This window comes from Acinetobacter sp. T63, assembly GCF_053852345.1.
This window is the reverse complement of sequence record NZ_CM132659.1, coordinates 379,598-403,902: the sequence shown is the minus strand read 5'-3', so window position 1 is coordinate 403,902 and position 24,305 is coordinate 379,598. Positions and strand designations below refer to the sequence as shown.

The 24,305-nt window shown below is 47.3% G+C and carries 28 protein-coding genes; 14 read left to right on the top strand and 14 right to left on the bottom strand.

The features are described 5' to 3' along the window. The first annotated feature begins 2 nt into the window (after window positions 1–2). The 5 genes from ACVLR6_RS01885 (at window position 3) to ACVLR6_RS01865 (ending at window position 2,933) form a co-directional block, all read left to right on the top strand. Complete coding sequence (locus tag ACVLR6_RS01885) at window positions 3–596, top strand: DUF6036 family nucleotidyltransferase (RefSeq protein ID WP_034598129.1); 594 nt, start codon at window positions 3–5, stop codon at window positions 594–596. A 4-nt stretch (window positions 597–600) separates the two neighbouring features. Continuing rightward, window positions 601–990: a hypothetical protein gene (locus ACVLR6_RS01880; protein ID WP_005181943.1), complete on the top strand. Its 390-nt coding sequence runs from the start codon at window positions 601–603 to the stop codon at window positions 988–990. 108 nt (window positions 991–1,098) lie between these two features. Beyond that, complete coding sequence (locus tag ACVLR6_RS01875; protein ID WP_005181941.1) at window positions 1,099–1,488, top strand: hypothetical protein; 390 nt, start codon at window positions 1,099–1,101, stop codon at window positions 1,486–1,488. A gap of 290 nt (window positions 1,489–1,778) precedes the next feature. Then, the gene (locus ACVLR6_RS01870) at window positions 1,779–2,303 is read left to right on the top strand and encodes a hypothetical protein (protein ID WP_160241652.1); all 525 of its coding nucleotides are present in this window, start codon (window positions 1,779–1,781) and stop codon (window positions 2,301–2,303) included. A 204-nt stretch (window positions 2,304–2,507) separates the two neighbouring features. Next, window positions 2,508–2,933, top strand: a complete 426-nt coding sequence (locus tag ACVLR6_RS01865) for a hypothetical protein (RefSeq protein WP_104470692.1) — start codon at window positions 2,508–2,510, stop codon at window positions 2,931–2,933. Between the two features lie 98 nt (window positions 2,934–3,031). Here ACVLR6_RS01865 and ACVLR6_RS01860 read toward each other — a convergent pair whose 3' ends face one another. The 3 genes from ACVLR6_RS01860 to ACVLR6_RS01850 form a co-directional block, all read right to left on the bottom strand. Continuing rightward, window positions 3,032–3,988, bottom strand: a complete 957-nt coding sequence (locus ACVLR6_RS01860) for a 2-hydroxyacid dehydrogenase (RefSeq protein ID WP_455995747.1) — start codon at window positions 3,986–3,988, stop codon at window positions 3,032–3,034. 100 nt (window positions 3,989–4,088) lie between these two features. Further along, window positions 4,089–4,286, bottom strand: coding sequence for a hypothetical protein (locus ACVLR6_RS01855; protein ID WP_160241654.1), 198 nt, complete (start codon window positions 4,284–4,286; stop codon window positions 4,089–4,091). A gap of 100 nt (window positions 4,287–4,386) precedes the next feature. Next, window positions 4,387–5,661 (bottom strand): hypothetical protein, encoded by a 1,275-nt coding sequence (locus tag ACVLR6_RS01850; RefSeq protein ID WP_016659613.1) that lies wholly within the window; start codon window positions 5,659–5,661, stop codon window positions 4,387–4,389. Window positions 5,662–5,782: 121 nt separating this feature from the next. Between ACVLR6_RS01850 and ACVLR6_RS01845 the strand changes: the two genes are divergently transcribed. Together ACVLR6_RS01845 and ACVLR6_RS01840 are read left to right on the top strand one after the other, a co-directional pair. Further along, on the top strand, window positions 5,783–6,565 hold the full coding sequence (locus tag ACVLR6_RS01845) for a class I SAM-dependent methyltransferase (protein WP_455995745.1): 783 nt from the start codon (window positions 5,783–5,785) through the stop codon (window positions 6,563–6,565). Between the two features lie 13 nt (window positions 6,566–6,578). Continuing rightward, on the top strand, window positions 6,579–7,127 hold the full coding sequence (locus ACVLR6_RS01840) for a hypothetical protein (RefSeq protein ID WP_163142957.1): 549 nt from the start codon (window positions 6,579–6,581) through the stop codon (window positions 7,125–7,127). 63 nt (window positions 7,128–7,190) lie between these two features. Here the strand turns inward: ACVLR6_RS01840 and ACVLR6_RS01835 are convergent, their stop codons facing one another. Both ACVLR6_RS01835 and ACVLR6_RS01830 read right to left on the bottom strand, forming a co-directional pair. Then, on the bottom strand, window positions 7,191–8,393 hold the full coding sequence (locus ACVLR6_RS01835; protein WP_286427176.1) for a TIGR03862 family flavoprotein: 1,203 nt from the start codon (window positions 8,391–8,393) through the stop codon (window positions 7,191–7,193). A gap of 2 nt (window positions 8,394–8,395) precedes the next feature. After that, on the bottom strand, window positions 8,396–9,046 hold the full coding sequence (locus ACVLR6_RS01830) for a class I SAM-dependent methyltransferase (protein WP_171066723.1): 651 nt from the start codon (window positions 9,044–9,046) through the stop codon (window positions 8,396–8,398). A gap of 84 nt (window positions 9,047–9,130) precedes the next feature. Here ACVLR6_RS01830 and ACVLR6_RS01825 point away from each other — a divergent pair, with 84 nt between their 5' ends. Then, window positions 9,131–9,304: a DNA gyrase inhibitor YacG gene (locus ACVLR6_RS01825; protein WP_168399001.1), complete on the top strand. Its 174-nt coding sequence runs from the start codon at window positions 9,131–9,133 to the stop codon at window positions 9,302–9,304. A gap of 181 nt (window positions 9,305–9,485) precedes the next feature. After that, entirely contained in the window at window positions 9,486–9,665 is a 180-nt protein-coding gene (locus ACVLR6_RS01820; protein ID WP_455995743.1) for a hypothetical protein, read from the top strand. A gap of 69 nt (window positions 9,666–9,734) precedes the next feature. On the opposite strand, the gene ACVLR6_RS01815 is transcribed toward ACVLR6_RS01820, so the two are convergent. From ACVLR6_RS01815 to ACVLR6_RS01795, 5 genes are all read right to left on the bottom strand, one after another. Next, a complete protein-coding gene (locus tag ACVLR6_RS01815; RefSeq protein ID WP_127800305.1) occupies window positions 9,735–10,379 on the bottom strand; it encodes an MBL fold metallo-hydrolase in 645 nt (214 codons plus the stop codon). A 3-nt stretch (window positions 10,380–10,382) separates the two neighbouring features. Further along, window positions 10,383–11,411 carry a ferrochelatase gene (gene hemH, locus ACVLR6_RS01810; protein WP_168383890.1) on the bottom strand — a complete coding sequence of 343 codons (1,029 nt, stop codon included), beginning with the start codon at window positions 11,409–11,411 and terminating at the stop codon, window positions 10,383–10,385. Between the two features lie 66 nt (window positions 11,412–11,477). Beyond that, the gene (locus ACVLR6_RS01805; RefSeq protein WP_127801785.1) at window positions 11,478–12,506 is read right to left on the bottom strand and encodes a DUF4062 domain-containing protein; all 1,029 of its coding nucleotides are present in this window, start codon (window positions 12,504–12,506) and stop codon (window positions 11,478–11,480) included. 114 nt (window positions 12,507–12,620) lie between these two features. Beyond that, on the bottom strand, window positions 12,621–13,490 hold the full coding sequence (gene murI / locus ACVLR6_RS01800; protein ID WP_127801786.1) for a glutamate racemase: 870 nt from the start codon (window positions 13,488–13,490) through the stop codon (window positions 12,621–12,623). Between the two features lie 46 nt (window positions 13,491–13,536). After that, window positions 13,537–14,148, bottom strand: coding sequence for a DUF1285 domain-containing protein (locus ACVLR6_RS01795; RefSeq protein WP_034598302.1), 612 nt, complete (start codon window positions 14,146–14,148; stop codon window positions 13,537–13,539). 188 nt (window positions 14,149–14,336) lie between these two features. Between ACVLR6_RS01795 and ACVLR6_RS01790 the strand changes: the two genes are divergently transcribed. The 3 genes from ACVLR6_RS01790 to ACVLR6_RS01780 all read left to right on the top strand — a co-directional run bounded on the left by ACVLR6_RS01790 (window position 14,337) and on the right by ACVLR6_RS01780 (window position 18,818). After that, a complete protein-coding gene (locus tag ACVLR6_RS01790; RefSeq protein WP_455995740.1) occupies window positions 14,337–16,049 on the top strand; it encodes a 4Fe-4S dicluster domain-containing protein in 1,713 nt (570 codons plus the stop codon). A gap of 411 nt (window positions 16,050–16,460) precedes the next feature. Beyond that, window positions 16,461–17,594, top strand: a complete 1,134-nt coding sequence (locus ACVLR6_RS01785) for an AOC03_06830 family ribosome hibernation factor (RefSeq protein ID WP_411687028.1) — start codon at window positions 16,461–16,463, stop codon at window positions 17,592–17,594. A gap of 291 nt (window positions 17,595–17,885) precedes the next feature. Beyond that, entirely contained in the window at window positions 17,886–18,818 is a 933-nt protein-coding gene (locus ACVLR6_RS01780; RefSeq protein ID WP_034597525.1) for an IS5 family transposase, read from the top strand. Window positions 18,819–18,930: 112 nt separating this feature from the next. Here the strand turns inward: ACVLR6_RS01780 and tusA are convergent, their stop codons facing one another. Further along, a complete protein-coding gene (tusA, locus tag ACVLR6_RS01775; RefSeq protein ID WP_005181880.1) occupies window positions 18,931–19,188 on the bottom strand; it encodes a sulfurtransferase TusA in 258 nt (85 codons plus the stop codon). A 198-nt stretch (window positions 19,189–19,386) separates the two neighbouring features. Here tusA and ACVLR6_RS01770 point away from each other — a divergent pair, with 198 nt between their 5' ends. Beyond that, a complete protein-coding gene (locus ACVLR6_RS01770) occupies window positions 19,387–20,226 on the top strand; it encodes an HlyC/CorC family transporter (RefSeq protein WP_005181878.1) in 840 nt (279 codons plus the stop codon). After that, entirely contained in the window at window positions 20,223–21,782 is a 1,560-nt protein-coding gene (lnt, locus tag ACVLR6_RS01765; protein ID WP_411687306.1) for an apolipoprotein N-acyltransferase, read from the top strand. Before ACVLR6_RS01770 ends, lnt begins: the two co-directional genes overlap by 4 nt. Before the next feature lie 154 nt (window positions 21,783–21,936). Here the strand turns inward: lnt and ACVLR6_RS01760 are convergent, their stop codons facing one another. The 3 genes from ACVLR6_RS01760 to gspF form a co-directional block, all read right to left on the bottom strand. Beyond that, complete coding sequence (locus ACVLR6_RS01760) at window positions 21,937–22,272, bottom strand: hypothetical protein (RefSeq protein WP_168399003.1); 336 nt, start codon at window positions 22,270–22,272, stop codon at window positions 21,937–21,939. 279 nt (window positions 22,273–22,551) lie between these two features. Then, entirely contained in the window at window positions 22,552–22,989 is a 438-nt protein-coding gene (gene gspG, locus ACVLR6_RS01755; RefSeq protein ID WP_005181871.1) for a type II secretion system major pseudopilin GspG, read from the bottom strand. A gap of 51 nt (window positions 22,990–23,040) precedes the next feature. Beyond that, window positions 23,041–24,246 (bottom strand): type II secretion system inner membrane protein GspF, encoded by a 1,206-nt coding sequence (gene gspF / locus ACVLR6_RS01750; protein WP_005181870.1) that lies wholly within the window; start codon window positions 24,244–24,246, stop codon window positions 23,041–23,043. Window positions 24,247–24,305: the final 59 nt, after the last annotated feature.

The window sequence follows — 24,305 nt, the reverse complement described above, 5'->3', positions numbered from 1 at the left end:
AGATGAGTATTTATAACGACTCACCTATCACCCTTGCAATCCTCAAGCTCTTTCAAGAGCTTGAGGATTGGATTTCAATGAATCATCAATATCTTCCTCATGGTGCCGTTAAGGCATTTATTTTTGGTGGCTGTGCGTTTCACATCCACACCAATGCTCGAGGTAGCAATGATATTGATGCTGAAATCCAATCGATCAGCCAATTAAAAAAAGAAGATATTTTCTTATTTCTAGAAAATAATGATATTGAATATCTGGATCATAATAATCTTGAAACAAATTTAGAATTTGACAGTGGATTTAATACCAGCCTTGCCTCCATCGATCCTGATTACAGGGAACGAGTTATCCCCTTAACCGCTGAAAGTATCGTAGAGGTCTATCTCGTATCTGGCGTAGATTTGGCTGTTTCTAAATTGGCACGCTTATCTGACAGAGACATCGAAGATATTCAAGCGTTATATGCAAGAAACAAGTTTTCGCTTGAGCAGTTCAAAGAAATAGCAAATAATGCTAAAGACTATTACGTTACACCTGAGCAATTAGATTCTAATATTCAATATATGATTTCGCTTCTTTCAGACCTGGGAGATTGACACCATGAATCAGTTGGAATTTGAGCATGCTTTAAAAGCACTGTTAAAGCAGCCATTGAATTCTGCAACATTCGAGCAGGTTAAACCCGTTGCTGAAGCATTATTATATTCAGAACTACTACCTGCTGTGAGTTCCAGTTTAAACCCCTTAGAAAAGCGCCGACTGTTTTTTCTATTAGAAAAATTCCGCAGATACTCATGCTCAAGTGTTTCTAGACGCCAACAACTTAAAGCACTCTCCCAAGCCTTGAATGTCGTTCCATTGCCGAGCACTCATGATACAAGAAGATTAGTTGACCCTCTGGCAAAACGTGTAGGCCTCAATGAAGATTTAAATCATTTAAAACCTCAATTACTGACCTTACAAACACGCCACTACTCACTTTACAGTTAATTCTCTCCTCCTTCTCTTAAGTACTACTATTCTATAGGTCATACCTATAGGCTTTTCCTTCCATATTCCCTATACTCAAACTGAAAACACTCAACAAGAAAGAAGCTTATGAAACTTAAAACTTTAATTTTATCTGGTCTAACTTGCCTTTCTCTGGGTGCATGTACCTCTGCGCCAGTCATTCCACAACTACAAGCGGGGGTATTACAAGAAGTCCAAAATCTTGAGGTCTATCCAGACACCACGCATAACTCGGCCAAACTGACCAAGTTTATTGATAAATGCGTGATTGAATTTAGAGGGCAGCTCAAAGCCGGCCGCTCAATTGAACAATGGGCATTTAAAGGCAACACCCTCATTTCAGCCGGTTCAGCTACCTTTGCCCAAGATGGCACCAGCACCGCCCATAATTTTGACCTGCATGATGCCACGGTACAGAAAAACTTCCTGACCCTGCGCGATCATTTCCATAAAGATGCCCTGGCGCAATGTAACTAAAAATTCAAGCATCATGCCTGCAAAAGGTATGGTGCTTTTCCACATTTCCTAGAAAAAATAAAAATAACCCGAAAAATAAATAGATTTTTCATCATTCAAATTATATCTGCTATACCAACTGGTATAAGACTTCGCAGCCAATCCCCGGTGTACAAAAATGCCTGAATTGTTAAGCAGTTGTAGCAAGATTGTGGATGTTTTTGCATAAAGCATATCGGCGCATATTTTTCTCCTTAAGATAGGCACCGCTCACAGCATTGCGTCTGTGGCACACATGCAAGGAAAATCCTATGAAGAAAACTCTCACAACAATATTCATGAGCAGCGCCCTACTCGCGACATCTTCACTGTATGCCGCGCCCGCACTTCAGGCCAATGTCAACGCATCGGCAGATGTGCAGACGCCACAGGCTGGTGGACTTTTAAATAATGTAGTGCAAGGTACGCAGCAGACCTTACACAGCGCAGGCGAGCATGTCGGTCAAGGATTACATAGCGTAAAAACCACGACCCAGAACACCTGGCAAAACACCAAACAGTTCAGCAATGAAAAAGCCGAAGCCGGCAAAGAAAAAGCCGCAGATTTAAAACAGGCGGCCTATGAACGCTCAAGCGAACTGAAACAGTCTGCCGCCAAGAAAGCCGCAGCAGCCCGTGAACATGCCGCAGATCGTACGGAAAAAACCAAAAACAGCCTGAAACAGAAATCGGCACAGGTACAATTGCACAGCAATGCGCAGGTTGATGTCGATACGCCTGTGGCCAAAGCCAAAGTCAGCAGTAAAACCCATACCGCGGTTGGCGCTGCACAATAATCAAAATGAGAGAACCAAGCCTGCAACCCTGCGGGCTTTTTTAATTTTGTGGTTGAGTTTCAAGACAATTCAGCAGATGCTCAACACAGTAACAGGAATCTTCATGATTTCTTCATGCCTTCAGTTTAGGCTTAGGCTTTCCATTCTCTTTTAGCAGGGGTCATGATTATGCATAAAATGAAATCCGTATTGGCTGTTGGCCTTATGCTCATGGGCACTGCAGTCTGGGCACAAACTCCACCAGCAGAAGCGAATAGCAGCACCAAGCTCCAAGCCCCGATTCAGCCGTATGCCGATAATCCGAATTTACTGCATGTCTGGGCCTATAAAGCACAGCAAGGTGTTTTAAACGCGGCAGATCGGGTTGGTGAAGTGGCAGAAAAAGGTGTGCAAAAAGTACGGCCTTCGGTGCATCAGGCCTGGGAAAATACCAAAACCTTAACCAGCAACACCACGCAACAGGCCAACCAGAAAATTCAGGACACCAAAGAAGCTTTAGGCGGCGCACCGCAACAGCCGGTACCAATTGTACAGGGCAGCTTGAGTCAGCCAGATACCGCTCAACCGGCGGCATCAGTACCTGCTGAAACCGGTTCAGGGGCCACCAGCTATGCCGTGACCGAACTTTAAGACGGGAGTGAGCGAGAGCCTCATCATCACTCGCCTTTTCATTCCACCCAAAAATACGGACCTGAATGCGTCCGTATTTTTTATTGCTTGATATCTGCTTAATTGACCTGACGGATCGGTTGGCCCTGCTGAAACGCGATCACGTTTTCTACCATTTGCTGCACAATCCGCTGCCGCGCATCTACACTGCCCCATGCACTATGCGGGGTTAAAATTAAATTGGGAATAGCTGGGTCTAACAGGATATTGCCCTGCTTGGGTGGCTCGACACTCAGCACATCCATCGCCGCACCGGCAATTTGTCCGGACAGTAAGGCTTCGGCCAGCGCCGCTTCATTGACAATACCACCACGGGCACAGTTAATTAAAAACGCGCTATGTTTCATGGCAGCAAACTCAGCCGGCCCGATTAAATCCCGGGTATCTTCGGTCAGTGGACAATGCAGGCTTAAAAAATCCACCTGCGGTAACAGCTCGGCAAAAGGCACCCGCGATGCAGATTGTAGCCGGTTGGCAAGAGCAGCAATTTTGACCTGTATGCCGAAGGCTTCGGCCAGTTTAGCCACCGCCTGCCCCAACTCACCATAACCGACAATGCCCAGCGTTTTTCCAGCCAGCTCGACAATTGGATAATCCAGCAGACAGAACTGGCTAGAACGCTGCCACTGGCCCTGTTGCACCGCCTGATGATAACGCACAAAAGAAGTAGCCAGATTTAACATCAGCATTAAGGTATGTTGCGCCACTGCGGCCGTGCCATAACCCTGACAGTTACACACCACCACACCCTGGCGGCGTGCCTGTTCCAAATCGACATTATTGGTACCGGTGGCTGAAATCAGGATCAGTTTAAGCTGCGGGCATTGCTGTAATGTCGCGGCATCCAGCAAGACTTTATTGCTGATAATCACCTCGGCAGATTGCACCCGTGGCAGCAGCTCTGCAGGCGAAGTGGTTGGATACAGCGTTAACTGCTGCTGAAAGACAGCGTTTAAGTCTTCTAGCTGTAAATCATCCTGATCCAGCGAGGCAAAATCCAGAAATATGGCGTTCATGTGGTGCATCCTCTCATCATGGCGTGAAGAAATTAAAGCACACTTGTAGCGCTGCGCGTCAGTTCAAAAATGGGATGCCCACAAAAAAACGCCCATGAGTTCATGGGCGCTTGCTGTGATAATTGCGTAAAGAAAAGCGGATTTGCCGAATGACATAAATGGTTAAAGCCAATACCAATAACAGGCCACTGCCGAACACCATATAGGCTGAATAATGCACCGTTTGTGCCGAAGCCACCGACGGAACAGCCCAACCCAGCAGGCTCAGTACCACAACAGACAGAGATCGAATGGTCATAACACTACCCTACTTTTATCCACTGGTTGTTTTACATCCATCTTCATCTTAGCCTGAATATAAAATAAAACAAGGACTTCGGGGTCAGTGCAGTTTTGGCTTACAGCACCACTTCGGGCTGGGTCACAAATTTGGCACTTTCCGGGCTATCATCGACAAATTCATTGCCGCCAAATTCATCACTACTTAAATTCAGCTGTTTATAACTCAGCACATAATAATCGCTGTATTTTTTAATCACGATGGGGTGCATACCGGCGCTGAGCTCATCCTGTTCCTGAAACAGTTTCATGACCTGACGATCATTCATGGCCACAATATAACGCTGGTCATTCAGCCAGATTTGTACCAGTCCATTGCCCTTGGCATAAATCGGAATCAGGAATTTATGGTTTAAGGCCACAGCACTGGCAGCATAGCTTTCGATCTTCTGGCTAATGACATTAAATACCAGCCCATGGCCAAAACAGTCCATCAGCTGGCGGCGGCTTTCCTGCGGCAGGTTAAACTGAATCCCGAGTTTATGCAGGTCATGCTGATCGACCTGTTTATTGCTGAGCAGCGAGCGAATCAGGTTCTGCTTGAGCTTGGCATCAAAAAAGCCGCTGTCCAGTTGCAGTTCGTTATTTTTCAGGATTTGCCCCAGCGCATGTTTGTGCCGTGGCAACAGGTTTTCAATCAGCTTGCGATAGTAGAACTTGCTGTTCTTTTTGACCTGACGCATCTTCTGGTAAAAATGTGCCGGATCAAAAGGATGGCTAAGAAAATCATTGAGCAAATCGGAACTGGCCAGCACCGCAATCGCATCATGTCCGGTAAACGGTAAATGCAGGGTCTGCAGCGAAGGCAGTACCGCCTGCAGTTTTAAATACTGGGCGCGGTCTTCGGCATAGTGCGGATCATAAATCACGATATATTCGCGCTCAGCCGAAACATCTTGGGGCTGAATACGCATGTCAGCATTGTGCTGCGGATGGAAGAACATATTGTAGCGCGTGTCCAGAATATCTTCCGGATCAATCGAATATTGCGGCACCAGTGCCACCACACGTTGCAAATCAAGCAGGTTGGAATATTTGATGGCCGCATAACCACCCATCGAACCGCCATAGCCAATACGCTGCTGAAACGGCGCAATGGTGGCGGCAATTTCATTCAGCATCGCGCGCATCGACTGTTCGGGAAACCAGGATTTCTCCTTTGGCATGATGCCAACCACATTATAGCCGTGTTTGCTCAATGACTTTTCAGCATTAATGGTCAGGCCTTTGGCGCGGGTAATTAAATCGCCAAAAGAAAAAATCAGCGCCTCTGAATGACCGGGCATCCAGATGACGCGGATATGATCGTCTTCAAAAATTATGTGTTTATCCATTCCCACACCAGAGCTGCACAGCCCTCTATCAAGATTCAAAATAACAAATAGACCGTATGCCGACGACTAAAAAGCGAATATGTTATTTTATAGATGCCCGGCAGATAAAAAAGCGCAAAATATGACACAATTCCTCCATCCTGCAGCAGAACAAGGCTTTTCCACAGCCGCCGAACTTTATCAACAGGTCCGACCAAGTTATCCACAAGCGCTGGTTGCATGGTTAAAAAACCAGCTCAAATCTGATGCCGCACCGGTCGGTGTCGACCTAGGTGCCGGTACCGGTAAATTCCTGCCGATTCTGCAACAGCTTAGCCCGCATGTGATTGCTGTTGAGCCGGTGGCCGAAATGCTGGCACAACTACAGCAACACTATCCTGATGTGCAAAGCATCCAAGCCTATAGTCATGCCCTGCCGCTGCCTGATGCCAGTGTCGATGCCGTCTGCTGCGCGCAGTCCTTTCACTGGTTTGCCAATATTGAAACCCTGAACGAAATTTATCGGGTGCTAAAACCGGGCGGCCAGCTATTGCTGATCTGGAATCAGCGTGACACCCGCATCGACTGGGTCAAGGCACTGGCCGAGCATATAGCACCGCTGGAAGGCGATACCCCGTGTTTTCATAGCGGCCAATGGCGACAGGTCTTTTCGGCTGCGACCGGCTTTAACGCTAACGCAGAAGCTACTTTTCAGCAATGGCAAAGCGGTACAGTTGAACAGGTGGTGTCAAAACGCCTGCTTTCTACCAGTTTTATTGCCGCGCTGCCTGAACACCAGCAACAGCAGCTGAAACAGCAGTTCGAGCAGATGGTGCTGCAATATACAGGCAAACAGCCGCAGCAACAAATTGACTTTCCCTACCTGACCCATGTGTATAGCTTTACAAAAATTACAGAACAATAAGGATGAACCTGTCATGTCCAATCTGATTAAACCTTTATCTCTGGCCTGTCTGCTTGGCAGTGCACTGCTGCTGAGTGCCTGCGAGCGCAATCCATCACCAGAACCGAAGCAGGAATTAAGCGCCGAAGATCAGGTGCTGCAGGAACTGAAAAGTGAGCCGGTACGCACTTTCCCAAAAACCGAGCAGGACTTGCATGACCTGCAGCTACTAACCGACTATGAACAGCGCTTTGGCCAGATGAGTGAGGAAATGGAAGCCGAACTGATGCAGATGCAGCAGCAAGGCACGCTGGATGATGGCTTTGCACGAAGCCGGCAAGGTGACAATATCCAGTCGGCACTGAATATGCTGAAAGCGCTGGATTTAAAGACCGAACAGGGCCGCTATATCCAGGGCCTGATGTATGAATATTGGGATCATCAGGCTCAGCTGCATGCCCAGCAACCAGCTTCAGCTGCATCGGAGAGTGCACCAGACAGCGTTAAAGGTCTGGGGAAATTTATTCATGCCCAAGAGCAATTAGAACACTGGCGCGACCAGTATCCACAGCTCGACCAATAAATAACATCTATCATTTCAGGGCCTAAATAGCCCTGATCTTTACAGGGAGAATGCCGGTGAGTTTTACTGCCCTGTAGCGAGATAGGCATGTACACCTTCCCCAGCTGCCCGTCCGGTGGCAAAACAGGCCGTGAGCAAATAGCCGCCGGTGGGTGCATCCCAGTCCAGCATTTCACCGCAGCAAAATACCGCCGGATGATCCTTCAGCTGTAACTGCGGGCTGAAGGCACTGCGTTTGATTCCGCCGGCACAACTAATGGCTTCTTCAATCGGGCGAAAACCTGTTAATTCAATCCGCAGCTGTTTCACCTGTGCCGCCAGCGCCTCCGGCTGATGCCATAAGCTTTTATCGACCAGTTCACGCAGCAGACTGCTTTTGGCTGCATCTAAACCGGCTTTACGCCAGACATTGCTAAGCGACTGCTTTTTACTGGGGTGTAATTTTTTGGCCAGCTGTGCTTGAGACTGCTCGGGCAGTAAATCCAGAGAGAGTACCATGCGCTGCTGCTGTTTCAGCTGTGCACGTAAGGCCCGGCCCTGCTTATAAATCAGGCCGCCTTCCAGTCCATAATGGGTCAGGACAATATCGCCGATACTGCGCGTATGCGGTTCTACCCAGGCCTCAACCCGTTTTAAAGGCTGACCAAACACTGGCTGCATAAAGCTGGACCACGGATATTCCACCCCGGCATTGCTGGCCTGAAATGGTTCAATCTGCTCTGGACGGAGCCAGTCCTGCCAGGCACCATCACTGCCTAATTGCGACCACGACAGCGCACCACAAGCCAGCACAATCGCATCAAATGCTTCACTGCGCAGTTGCCCGTGCTTTAAGTCCAGAATCTGCAGCTGTTGCTGCTCAAGACCCTTGACCTGCTGGCGGTAATGAAACTGCACCCCATTATCCGCCAGTCGTTTTAACCAGGCCCGTAATAGCGGTGCAGCTTTCATCTCCACCGGAAATATCCGCCCGGATGAACCGACATAAGAGCGAATGCCCAAGCCTGCCATCCAGTCCTGAATCCAGCCAGCATCCCAGCGCTGAATCCACGGCGCCAGCCAGTCGGCCTGATCATAACGCTGAATAAACTGCGGCACTGCTTCGGCATGGGAAATATTTAACCCGGTTTTTCCGGCCATTAAAAACTTGCGTGCTGCCGAAGGCTTCTGCTCATAGACATGCAGGTTATAGCCATACTGGCTGAGCACCTCAGCCGCCATCAAGCCGGCCGGGCCTGCCCCGATAATGGCAATCCGCTTGGACATGCTTATTCTTCCACTGCCTGCGCTGGCGACTGGCCCTGAAGCGGCTGAAAATCGTCAAAACGGGTACGATACCCTTCCGGTTTGCGAATAATCAGTTGCTGGCACAATTCACCGCGCTGCAAATATTTAATTTCAAAATGGGTCCGGGCAGAATCGGCGGCAATCCGCTGTTTCTCAAACGGTAGTTTCCATAGCGCCAATAATTGCTGTTCAGCTTCGGCAATATATTCAGGGATATTACTGGCCAGGGTAATCTGTCCATTCGGTTGCAAACGTGACAGCAAAAACTCAAAAAATGGCATGTTCAGCCAGCGCTGGGCCGGATTATGCGGCTCCGGATTCGGATATAAAATAAAGCACTGCTCGACTTGCGCCGGATATAGCGCATGTACAATCCACGGTAAGGCATCGGCATGGACTGGCTGCAGATTGGCATGCGGTTCTAATCCATGCTGCTTTTGCATGGCCAGAAACTTTTCCCGGGTGCGCTCAATCGCATACAGGGTTTGCTCAGGATGTTGCCCACTGAACAACAGCGCGTGCTTGCCTTTGCCTGCACCAATTTCGATACAGACAGGAGTATTGGCAATGGCTTGAAAGTCACGCGGAGCATGCATACGCTGGGCTTGAAATTGACGAATGGGCATAATCAGATCAAACTTATAAAAAACCGCACAAGTCTATCAAGTGCAGCTGTTTTTGCCTAATCTAATCCGGGATTTTATCAGGAGACCCGCATGCCACGTACATTCCCTTGCCCACGTTGTGGTGAACCTTCTGTCTGGGAAGGCAATGAATTTCGCCCTTTCTGTTCCGAGCGTTGCAAGCTGATTGATTTGGGCGCCTGGGCCAGTGATGCATATCGCCTGCCGACTCAGGATGCACCCTCGGTAGATAACCCGGAAGACTAAAATGAGTTACGCGGTTTTACAAAAAGCCGCTTTTACTGGAAAGGTGTAATAAAAATCCTACACATTTAAAACTTCTTTGCGCAAACAGCGCACACATTTAAAAATTTTACTGCAAAACGTTACCCTATTCGCATTCGGTTCTTTTTTAAATGGCCTCGAGATTCTAATTATCGAGCCCTGTATGCCCACGCTCCTGAAAATTCTTTTTTTCGCCTTTCTGCTTGCCGCAATCTTAATGCTGGCGGTCGGTTTATATAGTCAGGATACGCTGCTGATTGGGGTGGCGGTATCATTTGCCTTAATGGCCTGGCTGGTGGGCATGGAAGCGAAAAAACAGCTGAATGACCCGTTTCGCAAATAAATGGCAATCAAAACGGCGCAATAAAAAAGTCAGCACTGTGCTGACTTTGGTTAGGGTGAAATTTGCAGATTAACCGGCCTGCCCCGCCACAAAAGGATTGTGCTGTTTTTCAAAACCAATGGTACTGATCGGACCATGCCCTGAAATAAACTGGGTTTCATCGGGCAGGCTAAAACATTCACGCTGGATTGAATCCAGTAATTGCTGATGATTCCCTCGCGGGAAATCTGTCCGGCCAATCGAGCCTTTAAACAGCACATCACCGGTCCAGAGCAAACCGTAATTGGCATTATAGAACATCACATGACCTGGGGTATGTCCCGGCGCAAAACGCACTTCAAACTGTTCATTGCCCAGCTGCAGCTGCTCACCACCTTCCAGCCACTGATCCACCTCGACCTTTTCAGGAATCGGGAAACCATAACGCGCCGATACTTCCTGAATCATATCCAGCCAGAATGCATCTTCCTTATGCGGGCCAATGACCGGCACATCCCAGCGTTTTTTTAAGGCACCGACAGCACCGGCATGATCCAGATGACCATGAGTTAACCATAAGGCTTTCACAGTTAAGCCCAGTGCTTCAACTTCTGCCTGCAGCTTGTCCGGTTCGCCGCCCGCATCAATCAAAATGGCCTCTTTGCTTTCTGCATCCCAGACGATGGAACAATTTTGGGCAAATGCCGTGACCGGCACAATTTTGACTTGTAACATGGGTTAAGCGTCCTGTTGAAAATGGGCAAAAGTCTGTTTCAGCGCATCCAGATTAGCCTGAAGCAAGGCATTCAGCAATTGTAAATGATCGTCCCGCTGGTTGAGCGCCGGAATATAGGCATAGTGTTCCCCGCCCGCCTGCTGAAAAATCTCGGCATTTTGTATCGCCAGTTCTTCCAGGGTTTCCAGACAGTCGGCAGAAAATGCCGGACTCATGATCTGAACCGATTTAACTCCCTGCTGGCCCCATTCTTCGAGCAGCACATCGGTATAGGGCTTGACCCATTCCTGCTTGCCAAAACGTGACTGGAAGCTGATCGCCCACTGATCCTCATTTAAACCCAGCGCCTGCGCCACCAGTTGAGCGGTTGTGCGACTGCGCTCGGCATACGGGTCGCCTTTATCGGCATAGGGCTGTGGAATACCGTGAAACGACATCAGCAGTTTTTCCGCCGGACCATGCTCGGCCTGAAATTCACGCACACTCTGCGCCAAAGCCTGAATATACAAAGGATGCTGATAATAATCGCGGATAATGCTCAGCCCCGGCAAATTGCGCTGCTGCGGAATCCATTTGGCTATAGCATCATATAGCGGCGCGGTGGAAGTTGCGGAATATTGAGGGAATAGCGGCAGGACAAGGAGATGATCTTGCGGCTGCTGGGCCAGCTTTGCCAGCAAAGCGTCGATGCCCGGGTTGCCATAGGTCATGGCTGGCACAATATTCAGCTCAAATTCCGGGTAGAGCGGAGTTAAGGTCTGTCTGATGGCATCAACCTGCGCCTGCAAAATTTCGCGCATAGGCGAATCCTGATTCCAGACCATGGCATAAGCATGTGCCACGCGTTTGGGGCGAAACGGTAAAATAAACAGCCTTAAAATGATTTGCCACAGCAGTTTGGGAATTTCAATCACCCGCTGATCAGACAGGAACTGTTTCAGAAAACGTCGTACCGCGGGCACAGTCGGTGCATCCGGTGTGCCCAAATTGGCCAGAATAATGGTGATTTTCGGTTTCGCAACAACAGACATTAGGCTCTCAGGAATCATCAGGGAACGCGTTTACTTTAACAGCTTTCCCGTCTGTTACTAAATGAATTAATACGTCGATTTATATTGAAAAACACGATCATTATCAAGCAGGTTACTGTCCAGCAACTTCTGCCCTTTGGCTGTAGTCTGCCATAGCATACGCTGGCGTTCATCCCGGCCGGCCTGCACAATCCAGTCATTCTGGCGCATCTGCATTTTAATGGTATGCAAGGCACGAATATTGATTTGCGCCCGTGCCACCGCATGCGCCCGTGGCATTTCACGCCGCGCATCAGTCAGGCCGGTATCATTTAAATATTCATTCATGCGTTTGGAAAAATATTCTTCCGGGGTCGGATGAATAAAGGTCGAGCCTAAAATACTGAACAGCTGCGCCCAGGTCAGCTGTTTTTGTACTTTCAGTTCTTTAAAATTACCATCCTGATAGGCATGCATCCGGTATTCAAACTGGAAAGCTTCATGCATGGATACTTTGGGCAGGCTTAAGAATGGATCGGCTTCGGTCTTGCCAAGTTCATTTTTTAACTGGGCCACTTTGGCCTGTAGCTGCTCGATTTCATCATGCAGGGCCTGGGTATTTTGCGGACGCACCCAGCCCACCACCGGATAACGCTCCAGCATTTGCGGCATATTAAAGCGTACCGCCAGCTCCAGATCACGCAAGCTGCGATAGCAAAACACCTGATCGACTTCCTGCTGTAACAGGCGACGGAATTCTTTAAATTTTTCCCGCAGTTCAGGTTTGGCATCCTGCAAGCTGGCATCACGTGAATCCGGGTCTTCATGCATAAACACAATCATCGGTTTCTGCTTGGTGACCGCGTAAATATATTCCAGATGCATATAGCCCACACCCGATACCGACTGCTCGCCATACTGGCTGCCCAATAACAGCACCACATAATCGCAGTCATCAATCTGACGACGGGCAAATGCCGTACTCAATGGCGTACGCTGCTCCAAGCCCCAGGAAAAGAAGCCCATTCCCACCAAGGTCTGTGTCAATACCATGCGTTCCGGCTGCATCTCTGAACCGGACGTAGAGATAAATACCTGATAGCGTTTATCGAGCATTGGCTCTCCTTCCTTCCCTCAATAGCTGAAGCGCCCAATGGGCATCAGTATTGTTCCCCAATCAAAAAATAAGTCATGCTGAAGCAATCATGTTGCTTTCTTTATGGAGCTGGCTTAGCGTGGCAGATTGGAAATTTTCCAGCGGATCTGCTCAGGCATCAGACGCCCGACAATCGGTTGTAAATGTTCAGCATTTTGACCGCTGACATAACAATGAATCTGCACCTGATCGGCTCGGCTCTGTTCAAATAATAACTCATTTTTCGTTAAAATGCGGGAAGTTTGACGCGCAACGGCAGTTCCTGAGTCAATTAATGTCAATTTCTGACCAAAAATAGACTGAATCGCAGTTTTTAAGAAGGGATAATGGGTACACCCCAGCACCAGATGATCTGCGCCAGCATCCACCACTGGCTGTAACAGTTCACTTAAAGTAGTTAAACAGGCAGCACTCATTTGCGCTCCGCTTTCCACAAAAGGCACCAGCTCAAGCGAGGTTAAAGGAATCACCTTGACCTCGGCCGGCAAGGCAAAACGCTGAATCACGTCTTTAATTAGCTGGCCACGAAAGGTCGCCGGTGTCGCCAGCACAGCCACGGTTTTGGTTTTGCTCTGCAGTACCGCCGGTTTTAAGGCTGGGACCAAACCGACAATCGGGAAATCTTCCCCATAATGCGCACGCAGATAATCCAGGCTAAAGGCCGAAGCAGTATTGCAGGCCACCACTGCAATTTTACAGCCCTGCCGATACAGCCACTCGATAGCCTGAGCGGTCAGTTCGCGAATTTCCTGATCATCACGCGGACCATAAGGCACATGCGCCGTGTCGGCATAATAAACAATCTGTTCATTGGGCAAATGCTGGGCAATTTCCAGCGCCACCGACAAGCCGCCAATGCCTGAATCAAAAATCCCGATTGGCGCATCCGCCTGCGCTCTGGTCATAGGGTGCAACAAAGGAGCAAGGGGATGAATGGCGGTCATGGCAGCGGAATGAGCAGTTTGAAATAGGATGGCTCAAGCTTAAACCTCAGGTGCCTAATTGCAATAGCAAATCACCACTTTTCAGGCTTAAAATTGCATCGCCTTCGGCATTTTCCTGCAAGCTGCCCAGCTCGACCAGATGAAAAAAAGCCGCGCGCTGGATCAGGGCATTTAGGCCAAAACGCACATGCACATAGGGACGCAACTCCCCTTCATATTCACGCATAAAGATCGGATGCTGCTCATCGACAATCACCAGGTCCTGGGTGGTAGTGGTCAGTTGCAGATAGGTCTTGCCTTCAATATCAACCTGATCTACCTGATTGACAAATAAAGGCTCATCTTCCACCTCAATTTCAATCTGCTCGACCGGGGTTTTTAAATAGAACGTGTGACCTTCTTTCCAGAGTACGGTAGAAAACAGCTCAATTAATGACTGGCGCTTCACCAATTGACCTTCGTGCCACCATTCTCCATTGGCTTTTACCGTTAAATCCATTTTGCCACAATGCTTTGGATGCCATTGCTCCAAAGGGGGAATTGACCTTTTGTGACCGGGCTGTGCATCTTTTAAGTATTGCGCAATGCCCATTAAATTTTTATCATCAGAAAATGCTACTTTTTTCGTCGGATTTGGTTCATTGTGCTCATTGTTCATCATTGAATACCCTGCTGACGGAAAAATAATATGATTCAGCCAATTGGCTAGACCAAGGTTTAAAACTATACTAGCCCACAATATAAAAGACACGATAGCAAATTTGTGTCTAGGAACTAAGAACACTCATGGCAGCACCGGATTCTGAGATGACGGTTGCCACCTTCTAGTATTATGAGGAGTCCTACATGGAACACATCGAACGTGAATCGATGGAGTTTGACGTAGTTATCGTAGGTGCTGGCCCTGCGGGTCTGTCTGCGGCGATTAAAATCCGTCAACTTGCAATTGAAAATAACCTGAATGATATGTCCGTTTGTGTCGTAGAAAAAGGCTCCGAAGTCGGTGCGCACATCTTGTCAGGTGCGGTGCTGGAACCACGTGCCATCAATGAGCTGTTCCCGAACTGGAAAGAAGAAGGTGCACCTTTAAATGTACCGGTGACAGAAGATAAAACGTTCTTCCTGCTGTCTGAAACCACTTCGAAAGAAGCGCCACACTGGATGGTACCAAAAACCATGCACAACGATGGCAACTATGTCATTTCACTCGGCAACGTGGTGCGCTGGTTAGGCCAGAAAGCCGAAGAACTGGAAGTGTCTATTTTCCCGGGCTTTGCGGCGTCTGAGATTCTGTACCATGAAGATGGCACCGTAAAAGGCATTCAAACCGGTGATATGGGCATTGGTAAAGATGGTGAACCGACCCACAACTTTGCCCCAGGTTATGAACTGCATGCCAAATATACCCTGTTTGCTGAAGGCTGTCGTGGTCACTTAGGCAAACGCCTGATCCAGAAATTTAATCTGGATAAAGATGCCGACCCTCAACACTACGGTATCGGCATTAAAGAGCTGTGGGAAATTGATCCGGCCAAACATAAGCCAGGTCTGGTGATGCACGGTGCCGGCTGGCCATTGTCTGAAACCGGTTCTTCAGGCGGCTGGTGGCTCTACCATGCTGAAAACAACCAGGTTACGCTGGGGATGATCGTTGATCTGTCTTATGAAAACCCGCACATGTATCCATTTATGGAAATGCAGCGCTGGAAGACTCATCCACTCATCAAACAGTATCTGGAAGGTGGTAAGCGTATTTCTTATGGTGCGCGTGCCGTAACCAAAGGTGGCTTTAACTCGCTGCCTAAATTCACTTTCCCGGGTGGTTCTTTAATTGGTGATGATGCAGGCTTCCTGAACTTTGCCAAAATCAAAGGCTCTCATACCGCAATGAAATCCGGCATGCTTTGTGGTGAGGCAGTCTTTGAAGCAATTGCTGCCGGTGTCGAAAAAGGTGGTGATCTGGCCATTGCCCGCGTGACTGAGGGTGAAGATTTCTTTGTAAAAGAATTAACCTCTTACACTGAGAAGTTCAACAACAGCTGGCTAAAAGAAGAGCTTTACAACGCGCGTAACTTTGGCCCGGCAATGCATAAGTTTGGTCAATGGTTTGGTGGTGCGTTTAACTTCATCGACCAGAACATCTTTAAAGTACCATTTACTCTGCATGATTTAGTGCCTGACTTCAGCGCACTGAAAACCGTAGATGCGGTAAGCTTTAAGCCGAACTATCCAAAACCGGATGGCAAGCTGACCTTTGACCGTTTGTCTTCGGTGTTTGTATCCAATACCGTACATGAAGAAAACCAGCCAGCGCACCTGAAACTAACCAATGCGTCGATTCCAGTCGATGTGAACTTGCCTAAATGGGATGAGCCGGCACAGCGCTACTGCCCTGCGGGTGTGTATGAAATTATGGAAAATGATGATGGTTCCAAGCGCTTCCAGATTAACGCAGCCAACTGTGTTCACTGTAAGACTTGTGACATTAAAGACCCATCACAGAACATCACTTGGGTAACACCTGAAGGTGGCGGTGGTCCGAATTACCCGAATATGTAATTGCGAATCGCAATTGAGAAACCCAAAAGCAGTGCCTCGGCACTGCTTTTTTTATACACAGTTTACAACATTACCAAGGTCTCATAATCCCTTACATTTTTCAGGTATTTCTCTATTCAAAAGCAGGCGATTGAATAATTTTCCTTGTTATGCTGTTTTTGCTTATTTTTTATCTTTTCTATTTTTAGTTTTTTATTTCGTTTTTTTTTCAGACTTGAACAACCGAAAATGTTGTTTTGTCAGCTTTTATACAATGCTATTCGGCATTTTATGCAGCACTTAGCACGGTAGCAAAATGTTGTAGATGCTGACTAAAACTGACTTGAGTGGAGTATAAAGCAGTACTTTGAGTTTTATCTTGCTCAAGCATTTGGTTGTTCTTCTTATTTTCATTAGAAGAGGAATTCCAACATGCTTAATTTAACAGACACCCTCAACCAACTTAAAAATGTGCAGGCACAACCTGCAGTCAGCTTATTTCTACCCACACATCGTACCTTTCCAGACAATCAGCAAGATGTGATTGCTCTTAAAAACCAACTTAAACAACTCGAAGAACGCCTGTTGGCAGACTATGACAAACGTCTGGTGGCACAAATTTTAGAACAGATTCATCATCAAACCAAAGATTTGAATCCCAACTACCATTTAGACAGTCTGGCTATTTTTGCCACAGCCGACAGTGCACAAGTACTGCGTCTGCCATTCCCTACCCAAGAACGTATTGTGATTGATCAACAATTTTCAGTGCGTGATTTTATTCGTGAGCTATCTTATGCAGTGCAATACTATGTGGTAGTGATCAGTCGTGAAATTGGACGTCTGATTAAGGCCTCCAATGATCGTGTAATCCATGAGTTTTCTGTAGATGACAGCGACTTGAATGAACGACTGCCACATGGTGCATTTCCTGTTCAAAATGATAACTTATATAGCACCAGCGGTGCAGAACGTGCCACAGCCGCCAATGAAGACCGTTTACTCAAAGAGTTTTTAAACCGTGTCGATAAAAATGTGCAAACTGTACGTGCCAGTGAGCCATTGGGCTTGGTCATTGTGGGTGATCGACGCAATATCAGTTTTTATGAATCTATTTGCGACCAACCCAATGCCATTATTTTCAGTGTAGATAACGTCACTCAGCTAGAACAAGGCAGCGCACAACACATTATTGACAGTATTCAGACCGAGCTAAAAAGCCATCAACAACAATTGCATCAGCAACATGCGCAGCAACTGGATGAACTCTATGCCAGTGACCGTGTTGTGACCGATCTGCAGCAAATTTATCAGGCAGTGTTTCAAAATAATGTCGATACTTTATATGTTCAACAAGGCTACATGCAGGCGGGTTGGGTCGATACCGACCAGCAACGAATTTATCTAGATCAAGCGCACGCACCTGACAGCGCACAAGCCACAGACGATGTGATCAACCATATTATTGATGCAGCACAGCAACACGCTGCCAATATCGTATTTATTCCTGCCGATTATTTACAGTCCAAAGCACCACTGACTTTAATGAGTCGCCATGCGGTCTAAAACTCAGTCCATTTGACTGTGATCTAAAAAACAGCCATGCAGATTTATCTACATGGCTGTTTCAATCAAGATTCAAACTTCTCATTCATACGCAAATCTACGCTTTCGCATGACTTTCTCATGAATAAAACGATCAATTAGAATCGAGTCGTTACCGCCAACTGTACCCGATGACTGTCGCTATGTGATCGCCCGCTATATTCATAATTCAAATTGATAAAACTATGTTGTCCAAAGGGCTTTGTTGCACAAAGCTGTTCTTAAGGACTCCTTCGGCAATATAATTTCCAAATGAAGAAGCCTACACACAAAATCTACCGCACAACCAATTGGCCCGCATATAACCGAGCTCTCATTAATCGTGGGAATATTGCCATTTGGTTCGATCCAAAAACACAATGGTATGCAGAACCTCAAGGCAAACAAGGTCGAAGTCAAACCTACTCCGACATAGCGATTCAATGCTGTTTGATGATCAAATCTCTATTTAGACTCACTTTACGCATGGTCACTGGCTTTGTTCAGAGCCTCATTAAACTTTGTAGATTAGATTGGACAGCGCCAGATTATTCGACTATTTGTAGAAGACAAAAGCATATTGATATTGCGATAAGCTATCAGAAAAGTCGTGATGGTCTCCACCTACTCGTCGACTCTACTGGCTTGAAGTTTTTAGGTGAAGGTGAATGGAAACGTAAGAAACATCAGCCTGAATATCGTCGCCAATGGCGTAAACTTCACATTGGTATAGATGCTGAAACGCTGCAAATACGGGCCGTTCAGCTCACGACAAACAATGTCAGTGATTCACAAGTACTCGAAGATTTACTTGATCAAATTCCACTTGATGAGCAGATTGATTCTGTCTATACAGATGGTGCTTATGACACGAAACACTGCAGAAAAGTCATTTCAGATCGACAGGCACATGCGGTGATTCCGCCAAGAAAAAATGCGAAGCCCTGGAAAGACAAAAAGCTGAGATCTTTAGAAAGAAATGAATTGTTGAAAACGGTTAAATGCCTAGGAAGAGCAATTTGGAAAAAGTGGTCTGGGTATCATCGCCGAAGCTTGGTAGAAACCAAGATGCATTGCATCAAATTATTGGGAGATAAACTCAGTGCACGGAGTTTTCAAAGCCAGGTGAATGAGATTCATGCACGTGTGGCAGTATTAAATAAATTTATGGAATTAGGCCGAGCTCATACCCAAGTTGTCACTTAAATTTAAACAACTTAGGAAAGCTCTATCTTTAAAATCTTTATGCAACAAAGCCATATGTAACTATCCGATAAAAAGTATGGCCTTTAAAACCGCGGCATTGTCGGAGGATGGCCTAGCCTTTTTTGACCAGATAATGAAATTCTTTATTACCGGCAGCATCCAGCACTTCTTCCTGTAACAGCAGCTCATGGCCCAAATGCATACAGAATTTTGGAATATCCCACGAAGTAGAATTGTCGGTGGCAAAAATCTCCACCACATCGCCCGATTTAGATTTACGAATGGCTTGATGCAACATCATCACTGGTTCAGGGCAACGCAGACCACGCGTATTTAGCTGAATGGCAGGGGTAATGGATGAATCAGACATAATAAAACTCGGCGAGATAGAATTTTTCTATTCTAACACAAAGCCAGCAAAACCACTGATGCCGCAAGCTGGCTTTATCCGCCTGATAAATCATCAAATTCATTGTTTCAGCGAAAGTCGATAAACAATAGACAACTGTATTTTCTGCGGTATGATTAAATCAAGTTTTTTAGATACAACGAGTCTTTAGGAAGGATCATGCACGAGGAATCAGGCCCATCGTGGGGTATGCGTGGCTTACGTAAATGGTTAGGTACTGCACCGGAAACCCGCGATGAATTGCTAAAATTAGTACAAGATTCACGTCGTTTTTTAGAACCCGATACTGTGGCAATGCTGGAAGGTGTGCTGGATTTGCCGGCCACCAAAATCCGTGAGGTTATGACCCCGCGCACTTCCATGATCAGCTTGCAGGAAGATGATGAGCTGCTGGATATTCTGCATGTACTGGTCGAGTCGGCCCATTCACGCTTTCCAGTCTTTTCTTCAGACCAACCTGACAATGTAGTGGGGATTCTGCTGGCCAAAGACTTGTTGCCCTTTTTGACCGAACCAACGCCGAAGGTTGATATCCGGGCACTGATGCGTCAGCCACTGTTTGTGCCAGAAAGTGCGCGTTCCGATCAGGTCCTGCGTATGCTGAAAAATACCCAGACCCATATTGCCATTGTAATTGATGAATATGGCAGCACTTCAGGACTGGTAACCCTAGAAGATATTCTGGAAGAAATTGTTGGTGAAATTGAAGATGAGCATGATCAGGCTGATGCCGAAGCACAATACATTGTGCCCGATCATGATCCGCAGACCGCCAACACCTGGCTGGTACAGGCACTTACACCAATTGAACACTTTAACAATGTTTTAGATGCTGATTTTTCTGACGATGAAGTAGAAACTGTCGGCGGTTTACTGCTTCAGGAAATTGGATTGGTGAGTGATCTGCAAGGTCAAATTATTGAAATTGGGGATTGGCAGTTTAAGATTCTTGAAGCAGATGCGCGCACTATTCATCTGATTCGAGCTGTACGTCAATGAGGACTTATTTCACCAAGCTGTTAGATTCATCCCAACAACACAAACAGCTCCCGCTAGTTTATCCCCTGCTGATTGCCTTAATCGCAGGTGCCATTTTCAGTTTTGCCCTGGCACCGTATTATTACTGGTGGATTGCCCTGCTGTCTCCGGCCTTGCTTTATGCAGTTTTACGTCAGCGCTCTGCCAAACAGGCCTTTTTTATTGGCTGGGCCTACGGTATTGGCCTGTGGTTTGTCGGTGCCTTCTGGCTATATACCTCCATTCATGTCTATGGAGATACCCCGGCCATTTTAAGCGTGCTGATGATTGCGATTATGGCCTTGGCCATGGGGCTGTTTACCGCCATTCAAACCTGGCTGTATCGCCGCTTCTTCCCGGAAACGCCGCTAACTTTTGCGCCGCTGTGGGTGTTCTTTGAATGGGCCAAAACCTGGGTATTTACCGGTTTCCCGTGGCTATTTGTCGGCTATGCCTTTACCGAGCGTTTTCTGGACAGCTATGCGCCTTTATTCGGGGTGTTCGGGGTGTCGTTTGTGGCCATTATTCTGGCCTGTGCGCTGGTGGAAATTCTGAATAAACGCATCTTCTGGCTGGTGCCGTCATTGCTGCTCCTGGCCGGTGCTGGGGGTGCTTCCCAGCTCAGTTTTGTCAGCGAGAAAGATGAACCGCCGCTGTCCGTGTCCTTGATTCAGGGCAATATTCCACAAGACCTGAAATGGCTGACCGAATATCAACTGAAAACCCTGTTAATCTACAGCGAACTGACCCGCACCGAATGGGGCCGCGACCTGATTGTCTGGCCAGAATCTTCCATTCCAATGTTCCAGACCGATATCGAACCGTTTTTAGCCGCCATGAAAACCGAGGCGGAAAAATCGGGAAGTGCCTGGGTCACCGGTATTCCGTATTGGGACCTGCCTGAATCACAGCAAAATGGCCAGCCGATGTACTACAACAGTATTATGGCCACCGGTACAGATTCAGAAGGCTTATACAAGAAACAGCGCCTGGTGCCATTTGGTGAATATATTCCTTTATCCGGCCTGTTAAGCTGGGTCTTGCCGGCCTTGCAGAATGATCCATCCATGAGTGGTTTTTCGCGCGGTGCCAAAGAGCAAAAACCGCTGATGATTCATAACTCACCGTTGGGTGCAGCCATCTGTTATGAAGTGGCCTATCCGAATCTGACCCGTCGTAATGCCAGCCAGAGTGATTTTCTGGTGACTGTGTCCAATGATGCCTGGTTTACCGGTACAGCCGGCCCGTGGCAGCATTTACAGATGGTGCAGATGCGTGCCAAAGAAAATGGCCGCTGGTTTATTCGGGCCACCAATACCGGTGTGACCGCCTTTATTGACCATCAGGGCCATATTGTGCAGCAGGCTCCAATTGATCAGGAAGCAGTGCTGCGCGGTGAGTTACCGGCAATGCAGGGCCAGACCTTGTATACCCGCCTTAGTGATTGGCCGGTGCTGATCTTCTCCTTCCTGTTGCTGATTTTGGGCTGGATCTATCGTCCACGTAAGGTCGATGTCAGCTTTAAGTCGAGAAGATAATTCGCCTATGAAGTCCCCCTTTATCAAAGGGGGGTTAAGGGGATTAACTTTATAAATCCCTCCCTTGCGAAGCAGTGCTTCTCACCCTTTGTAAAAGGGAGGCGTAATAAAAAAACCGAGGTGCATGCCTCGGTTTTTTTTATTTTGTCTATATTTAAAGCTGGGTCACCAGATAGGACAGCATCGCCGCCAGAGAGAACATCGGCAAATAACGATAGACTTTTACCACTGCCTGCTCAAAGCAAGAGGCCTGTTCTGGTTCTAGTTTTAAAATAGTGGCTTGTAGCGCCGACCAGAAACTTAAGAGCAAGCACGAGCTCATCAGGCTCAGCGCGAAGAAACCGACCATAATCTGGCTGCTGCCTTCGGTGCTTTGCCAGAGATGCAAAAAGCCCTGACTCAAGGGAAGCAGGCTTAAAATCAGCAGAACAGACTTCAGCATCGTCCAGTGAAACTGGTTAATTTCATCCGACAAGATTAATGCTTTCATACCATCCTCCAGACAAATATGTGCCTTTTGACTTATTATGAACGGTTTTAATGAAATAAATAGATGATATTGCTCCACATTCCCAGGATTATTGTAATCAGTACTGTTGGGAATAATTCTTATTATGAATCTCAAATCTGGAAGATTATCTTAAATCTATATTTATCAAGATATTAGTATATTTTTTATAATTAAGAGCTATTATCACTTCACCTTTAATTGAATAGTCCAATCAGGTGAAGTGATATATTCCATCACGGCATTTATAATCAAGCCGGCTTAAGGCTGATAATAAATATCGGCATCGGTGCCTTCACCGCCCTGCTGACCATCTGCACCAAAAGAATACAGGTCAAAAGCGCGACCTTCAGAGCCTGGAATTACATATTGAATGTCATTGTCCCAGCTGTCTTTTGGATAACCACCTTTGACATAACCACCCGGCAACCAGTTTTTAGCTGACGCGGGCTGATTGACCAGCGCATCTAAACCGCCATCCTGCATGGACGGATAACGGCCATTGTCCAGCTTGTATTGATCCAGCGCGCCGGCCACACCTTTTAAGGTAATTGCGGTGGTATCGACTTTGGCTTTTTCACCACGGCCCATCACGTTCGGGACAATTAGCGCCGCCAGCACGCCTAAAATGACAATCACCACCATTACTTCAATGAGGGTAAAACCGGCCTGTTTATTCGAATAGGATTTCCGTTGCATCAGGTTCTCTCTTGAATCTTTCATCATTTGTTATCTTCAATGGGTCTCGATTTAAATCATATTATTCATATTGACAATAGGCAGCATCACCGCAATCACAATCACCAGCACAATACTGGCCATCAGCACCAGCATTAAGGGCTCCAGCAGCGCCAGTAAGGTCGAGATGAGCGTGGTCACCTCCCGATCCTGCATGGTCGATGCGCGCTCCAGCATCCGGTCGAGCTCACCCGATGCTTCACCACTTTTAATCATTTGTACCATCATCGGCGGGAAATAACCACTGCGCTCCAGTTGGGTGCCCAAGTTCCCCCCTTCGGTGACTTTCTCGGCCGCCAGATTAACCGAATCGCGGATCACCCAGTTACTGCTGACCGCAGCGCCAATTTTTAAGGCATCAACCAAAGGCACACCGGACTGGGTCAGAATCGACAGGGTGCTGGCAAAACGTGCTGCGTTTATACCACGTGACAGTTTACCGAATAGTGGCAGTTTGAGGGTTAAACGATCAAATGCATAATGGCCGGCCGAGGTTTTTAAAAAGCGGACCAACAGGAAGATGCCCAGAATCGTCCCGACCAGCAAAAAGGGCCAGGCCAGACGGATAAAATCACTGGCTTGCATTAACGCCACGGTAATCCACGGCAAGGCGCCTTTGTCCTGATCAAAGGTTTTGACAATATCCGGCACCACATAGGTCATCAGCCCCATCACAATGGCAAAGGACATCAGCATTAAAATAATTGGATAAATCATCGCGCCTTGCACTTTTTTCTGCATGGCAAAGCGGTTTTCGGTGTAGTCCGACAGCTGGTCCAGAATTAAATCCAGATGTCCAGAACGTTCCCCGGCGGCAATGGTGGCAATATATAAATCCGGAAAATGCCCCGACTGCTGTAAGGCATTGGCCAGTGAATATCCTTCTAAAACCTTGGAGCGTACCGACAGCAATAAATTCTGCACATGGACTTTTTCACTTTGCTTGGCCACGGCGCGCAAGGCTTCTTCCAGCGGAATGGCTGCGGCCACCAGTACCGACAGCTGCCGGGTCATTAAGGCCAGATCATAAGCGGTCATTTTTTTCTGGAACCAGCGCTGGGCCTGATGCTTCTGTTTTTGTTCTACCGGATCAACGCTAATCGGGATAAGGGCCTTGTCACGCAATTGCTGACGAATCTGCCGTGCAGAATCCCCTTCTAAAACCCCTTTTTGCTGCTTTCCTGATGCATCAAGGGCTGTAAACTGATATGCAGGCATTGTAATGCTCTAATTTTCCAAAAAATTATTCAACGCAGTTGCGTCTCACCACCAAAATC

Excerpts from the sequence above, each read along its gene's own strand:
- ACVLR6_RS01885 (WP_034598129.1), top strand. The coding sequence starts at position 3 with ATGAGTATTTATAACGACTCACCTATCACCCTTGCAATCCTCAAGCTC.
- ACVLR6_RS01880 (WP_005181943.1), top strand. The coding sequence starts at position 601 with ATGAATCAGTTGGAATTTGAGCATGCTTTAAAAGCACTGTTAAAGCAG.
- ACVLR6_RS01875 (WP_005181941.1), top strand. The coding sequence starts at position 1,099 with ATGAAACTTAAAACTTTAATTTTATCTGGTCTAACTTGCCTTTCTCTG.
- ACVLR6_RS01870 (WP_160241652.1), top strand. The coding sequence starts at position 1,779 with ATGAAGAAAACTCTCACAACAATATTCATGAGCAGCGCCCTACTCGCG.
- ACVLR6_RS01865 (WP_104470692.1), top strand. The coding sequence starts at position 2,508 with ATGCTCATGGGCACTGCAGTCTGGGCACAAACTCCACCAGCAGAAGCG.
- ACVLR6_RS01860 (WP_455995747.1), bottom strand. The coding sequence starts at position 3,988 with ATGAACGCCATATTTCTGGATTTTGCCTCGCTGGATCAGGATGATTTA.
- ACVLR6_RS01855 (WP_160241654.1), bottom strand. The coding sequence starts at position 4,286 with ATGACCATTCGATCTCTGTCTGTTGTGGTACTGAGCCTGCTGGGTTGG.
- ACVLR6_RS01850 (WP_016659613.1), bottom strand. The coding sequence starts at position 5,661 with ATGGATAAACACATAATTTTTGAAGACGATCATATCCGCGTCATCTGG.
- ACVLR6_RS01845 (WP_455995745.1), top strand. The coding sequence starts at position 5,783 with ATGACACAATTCCTCCATCCTGCAGCAGAACAAGGCTTTTCCACAGCC.
- ACVLR6_RS01840 (WP_163142957.1), top strand. The coding sequence starts at position 6,579 with ATGTCCAATCTGATTAAACCTTTATCTCTGGCCTGTCTGCTTGGCAGT.
- ACVLR6_RS01835 (WP_286427176.1), bottom strand. The coding sequence starts at position 8,393 with ATGTCCAAGCGGATTGCCATTATCGGGGCAGGCCCGGCCGGCTTGATG.
- ACVLR6_RS01825 (WP_168399001.1), top strand. The coding sequence starts at position 9,131 with ATGCCACGTACATTCCCTTGCCCACGTTGTGGTGAACCTTCTGTCTGG.
- ACVLR6_RS01820 (WP_455995743.1), top strand. The coding sequence starts at position 9,486 with ATGCCCACGCTCCTGAAAATTCTTTTTTTCGCCTTTCTGCTTGCCGCA.
- ACVLR6_RS01815 (WP_127800305.1), bottom strand. The coding sequence starts at position 10,379 with ATGTTACAAGTCAAAATTGTGCCGGTCACGGCATTTGCCCAAAATTGT.
- hemH (WP_168383890.1), bottom strand. The coding sequence starts at position 11,411 with ATGTCTGTTGTTGCGAAACCGAAAATCACCATTATTCTGGCCAATTTG.
- ACVLR6_RS01805 (WP_127801785.1), bottom strand. The coding sequence starts at position 12,506 with ATGCTCGATAAACGCTATCAGGTATTTATCTCTACGTCCGGTTCAGAG.
- murI (WP_127801786.1), bottom strand. The coding sequence starts at position 13,490 with ATGACCGCCATTCATCCCCTTGCTCCTTTGTTGCACCCTATGACCAGA.
- ACVLR6_RS01795 (WP_034598302.1), bottom strand. The coding sequence starts at position 14,148 with ATGAACAATGAGCACAATGAACCAAATCCGACGAAAAAAGTAGCATTT.
- ACVLR6_RS01790 (WP_455995740.1), top strand. The coding sequence starts at position 14,337 with ATGGAACACATCGAACGTGAATCGATGGAGTTTGACGTAGTTATCGTA.
- ACVLR6_RS01785 (WP_411687028.1), top strand. The coding sequence starts at position 16,461 with ATGCTTAATTTAACAGACACCCTCAACCAACTTAAAAATGTGCAGGCA.
- ACVLR6_RS01780 (WP_034597525.1), top strand. The coding sequence starts at position 17,886 with ATGAAGAAGCCTACACACAAAATCTACCGCACAACCAATTGGCCCGCA.
- tusA (WP_005181880.1), bottom strand. The coding sequence starts at position 19,188 with ATGTCTGATTCATCCATTACCCCTGCCATTCAGCTAAATACGCGTGGT.
- ACVLR6_RS01770 (WP_005181878.1), top strand. The coding sequence starts at position 19,387 with ATGCACGAGGAATCAGGCCCATCGTGGGGTATGCGTGGCTTACGTAAA.
- lnt (WP_411687306.1), top strand. The coding sequence starts at position 20,223 with ATGAGGACTTATTTCACCAAGCTGTTAGATTCATCCCAACAACACAAA.
- ACVLR6_RS01760 (WP_168399003.1), bottom strand. The coding sequence starts at position 22,272 with ATGAAAGCATTAATCTTGTCGGATGAAATTAACCAGTTTCACTGGACG.
- gspG (WP_005181871.1), bottom strand. The coding sequence starts at position 22,989 with ATGCAACGGAAATCCTATTCGAATAAACAGGCCGGTTTTACCCTCATT.
- gspF (WP_005181870.1), bottom strand. The coding sequence starts at position 24,246 with ATGCCTGCATATCAGTTTACAGCCCTTGATGCATCAGGAAAGCAGCAA.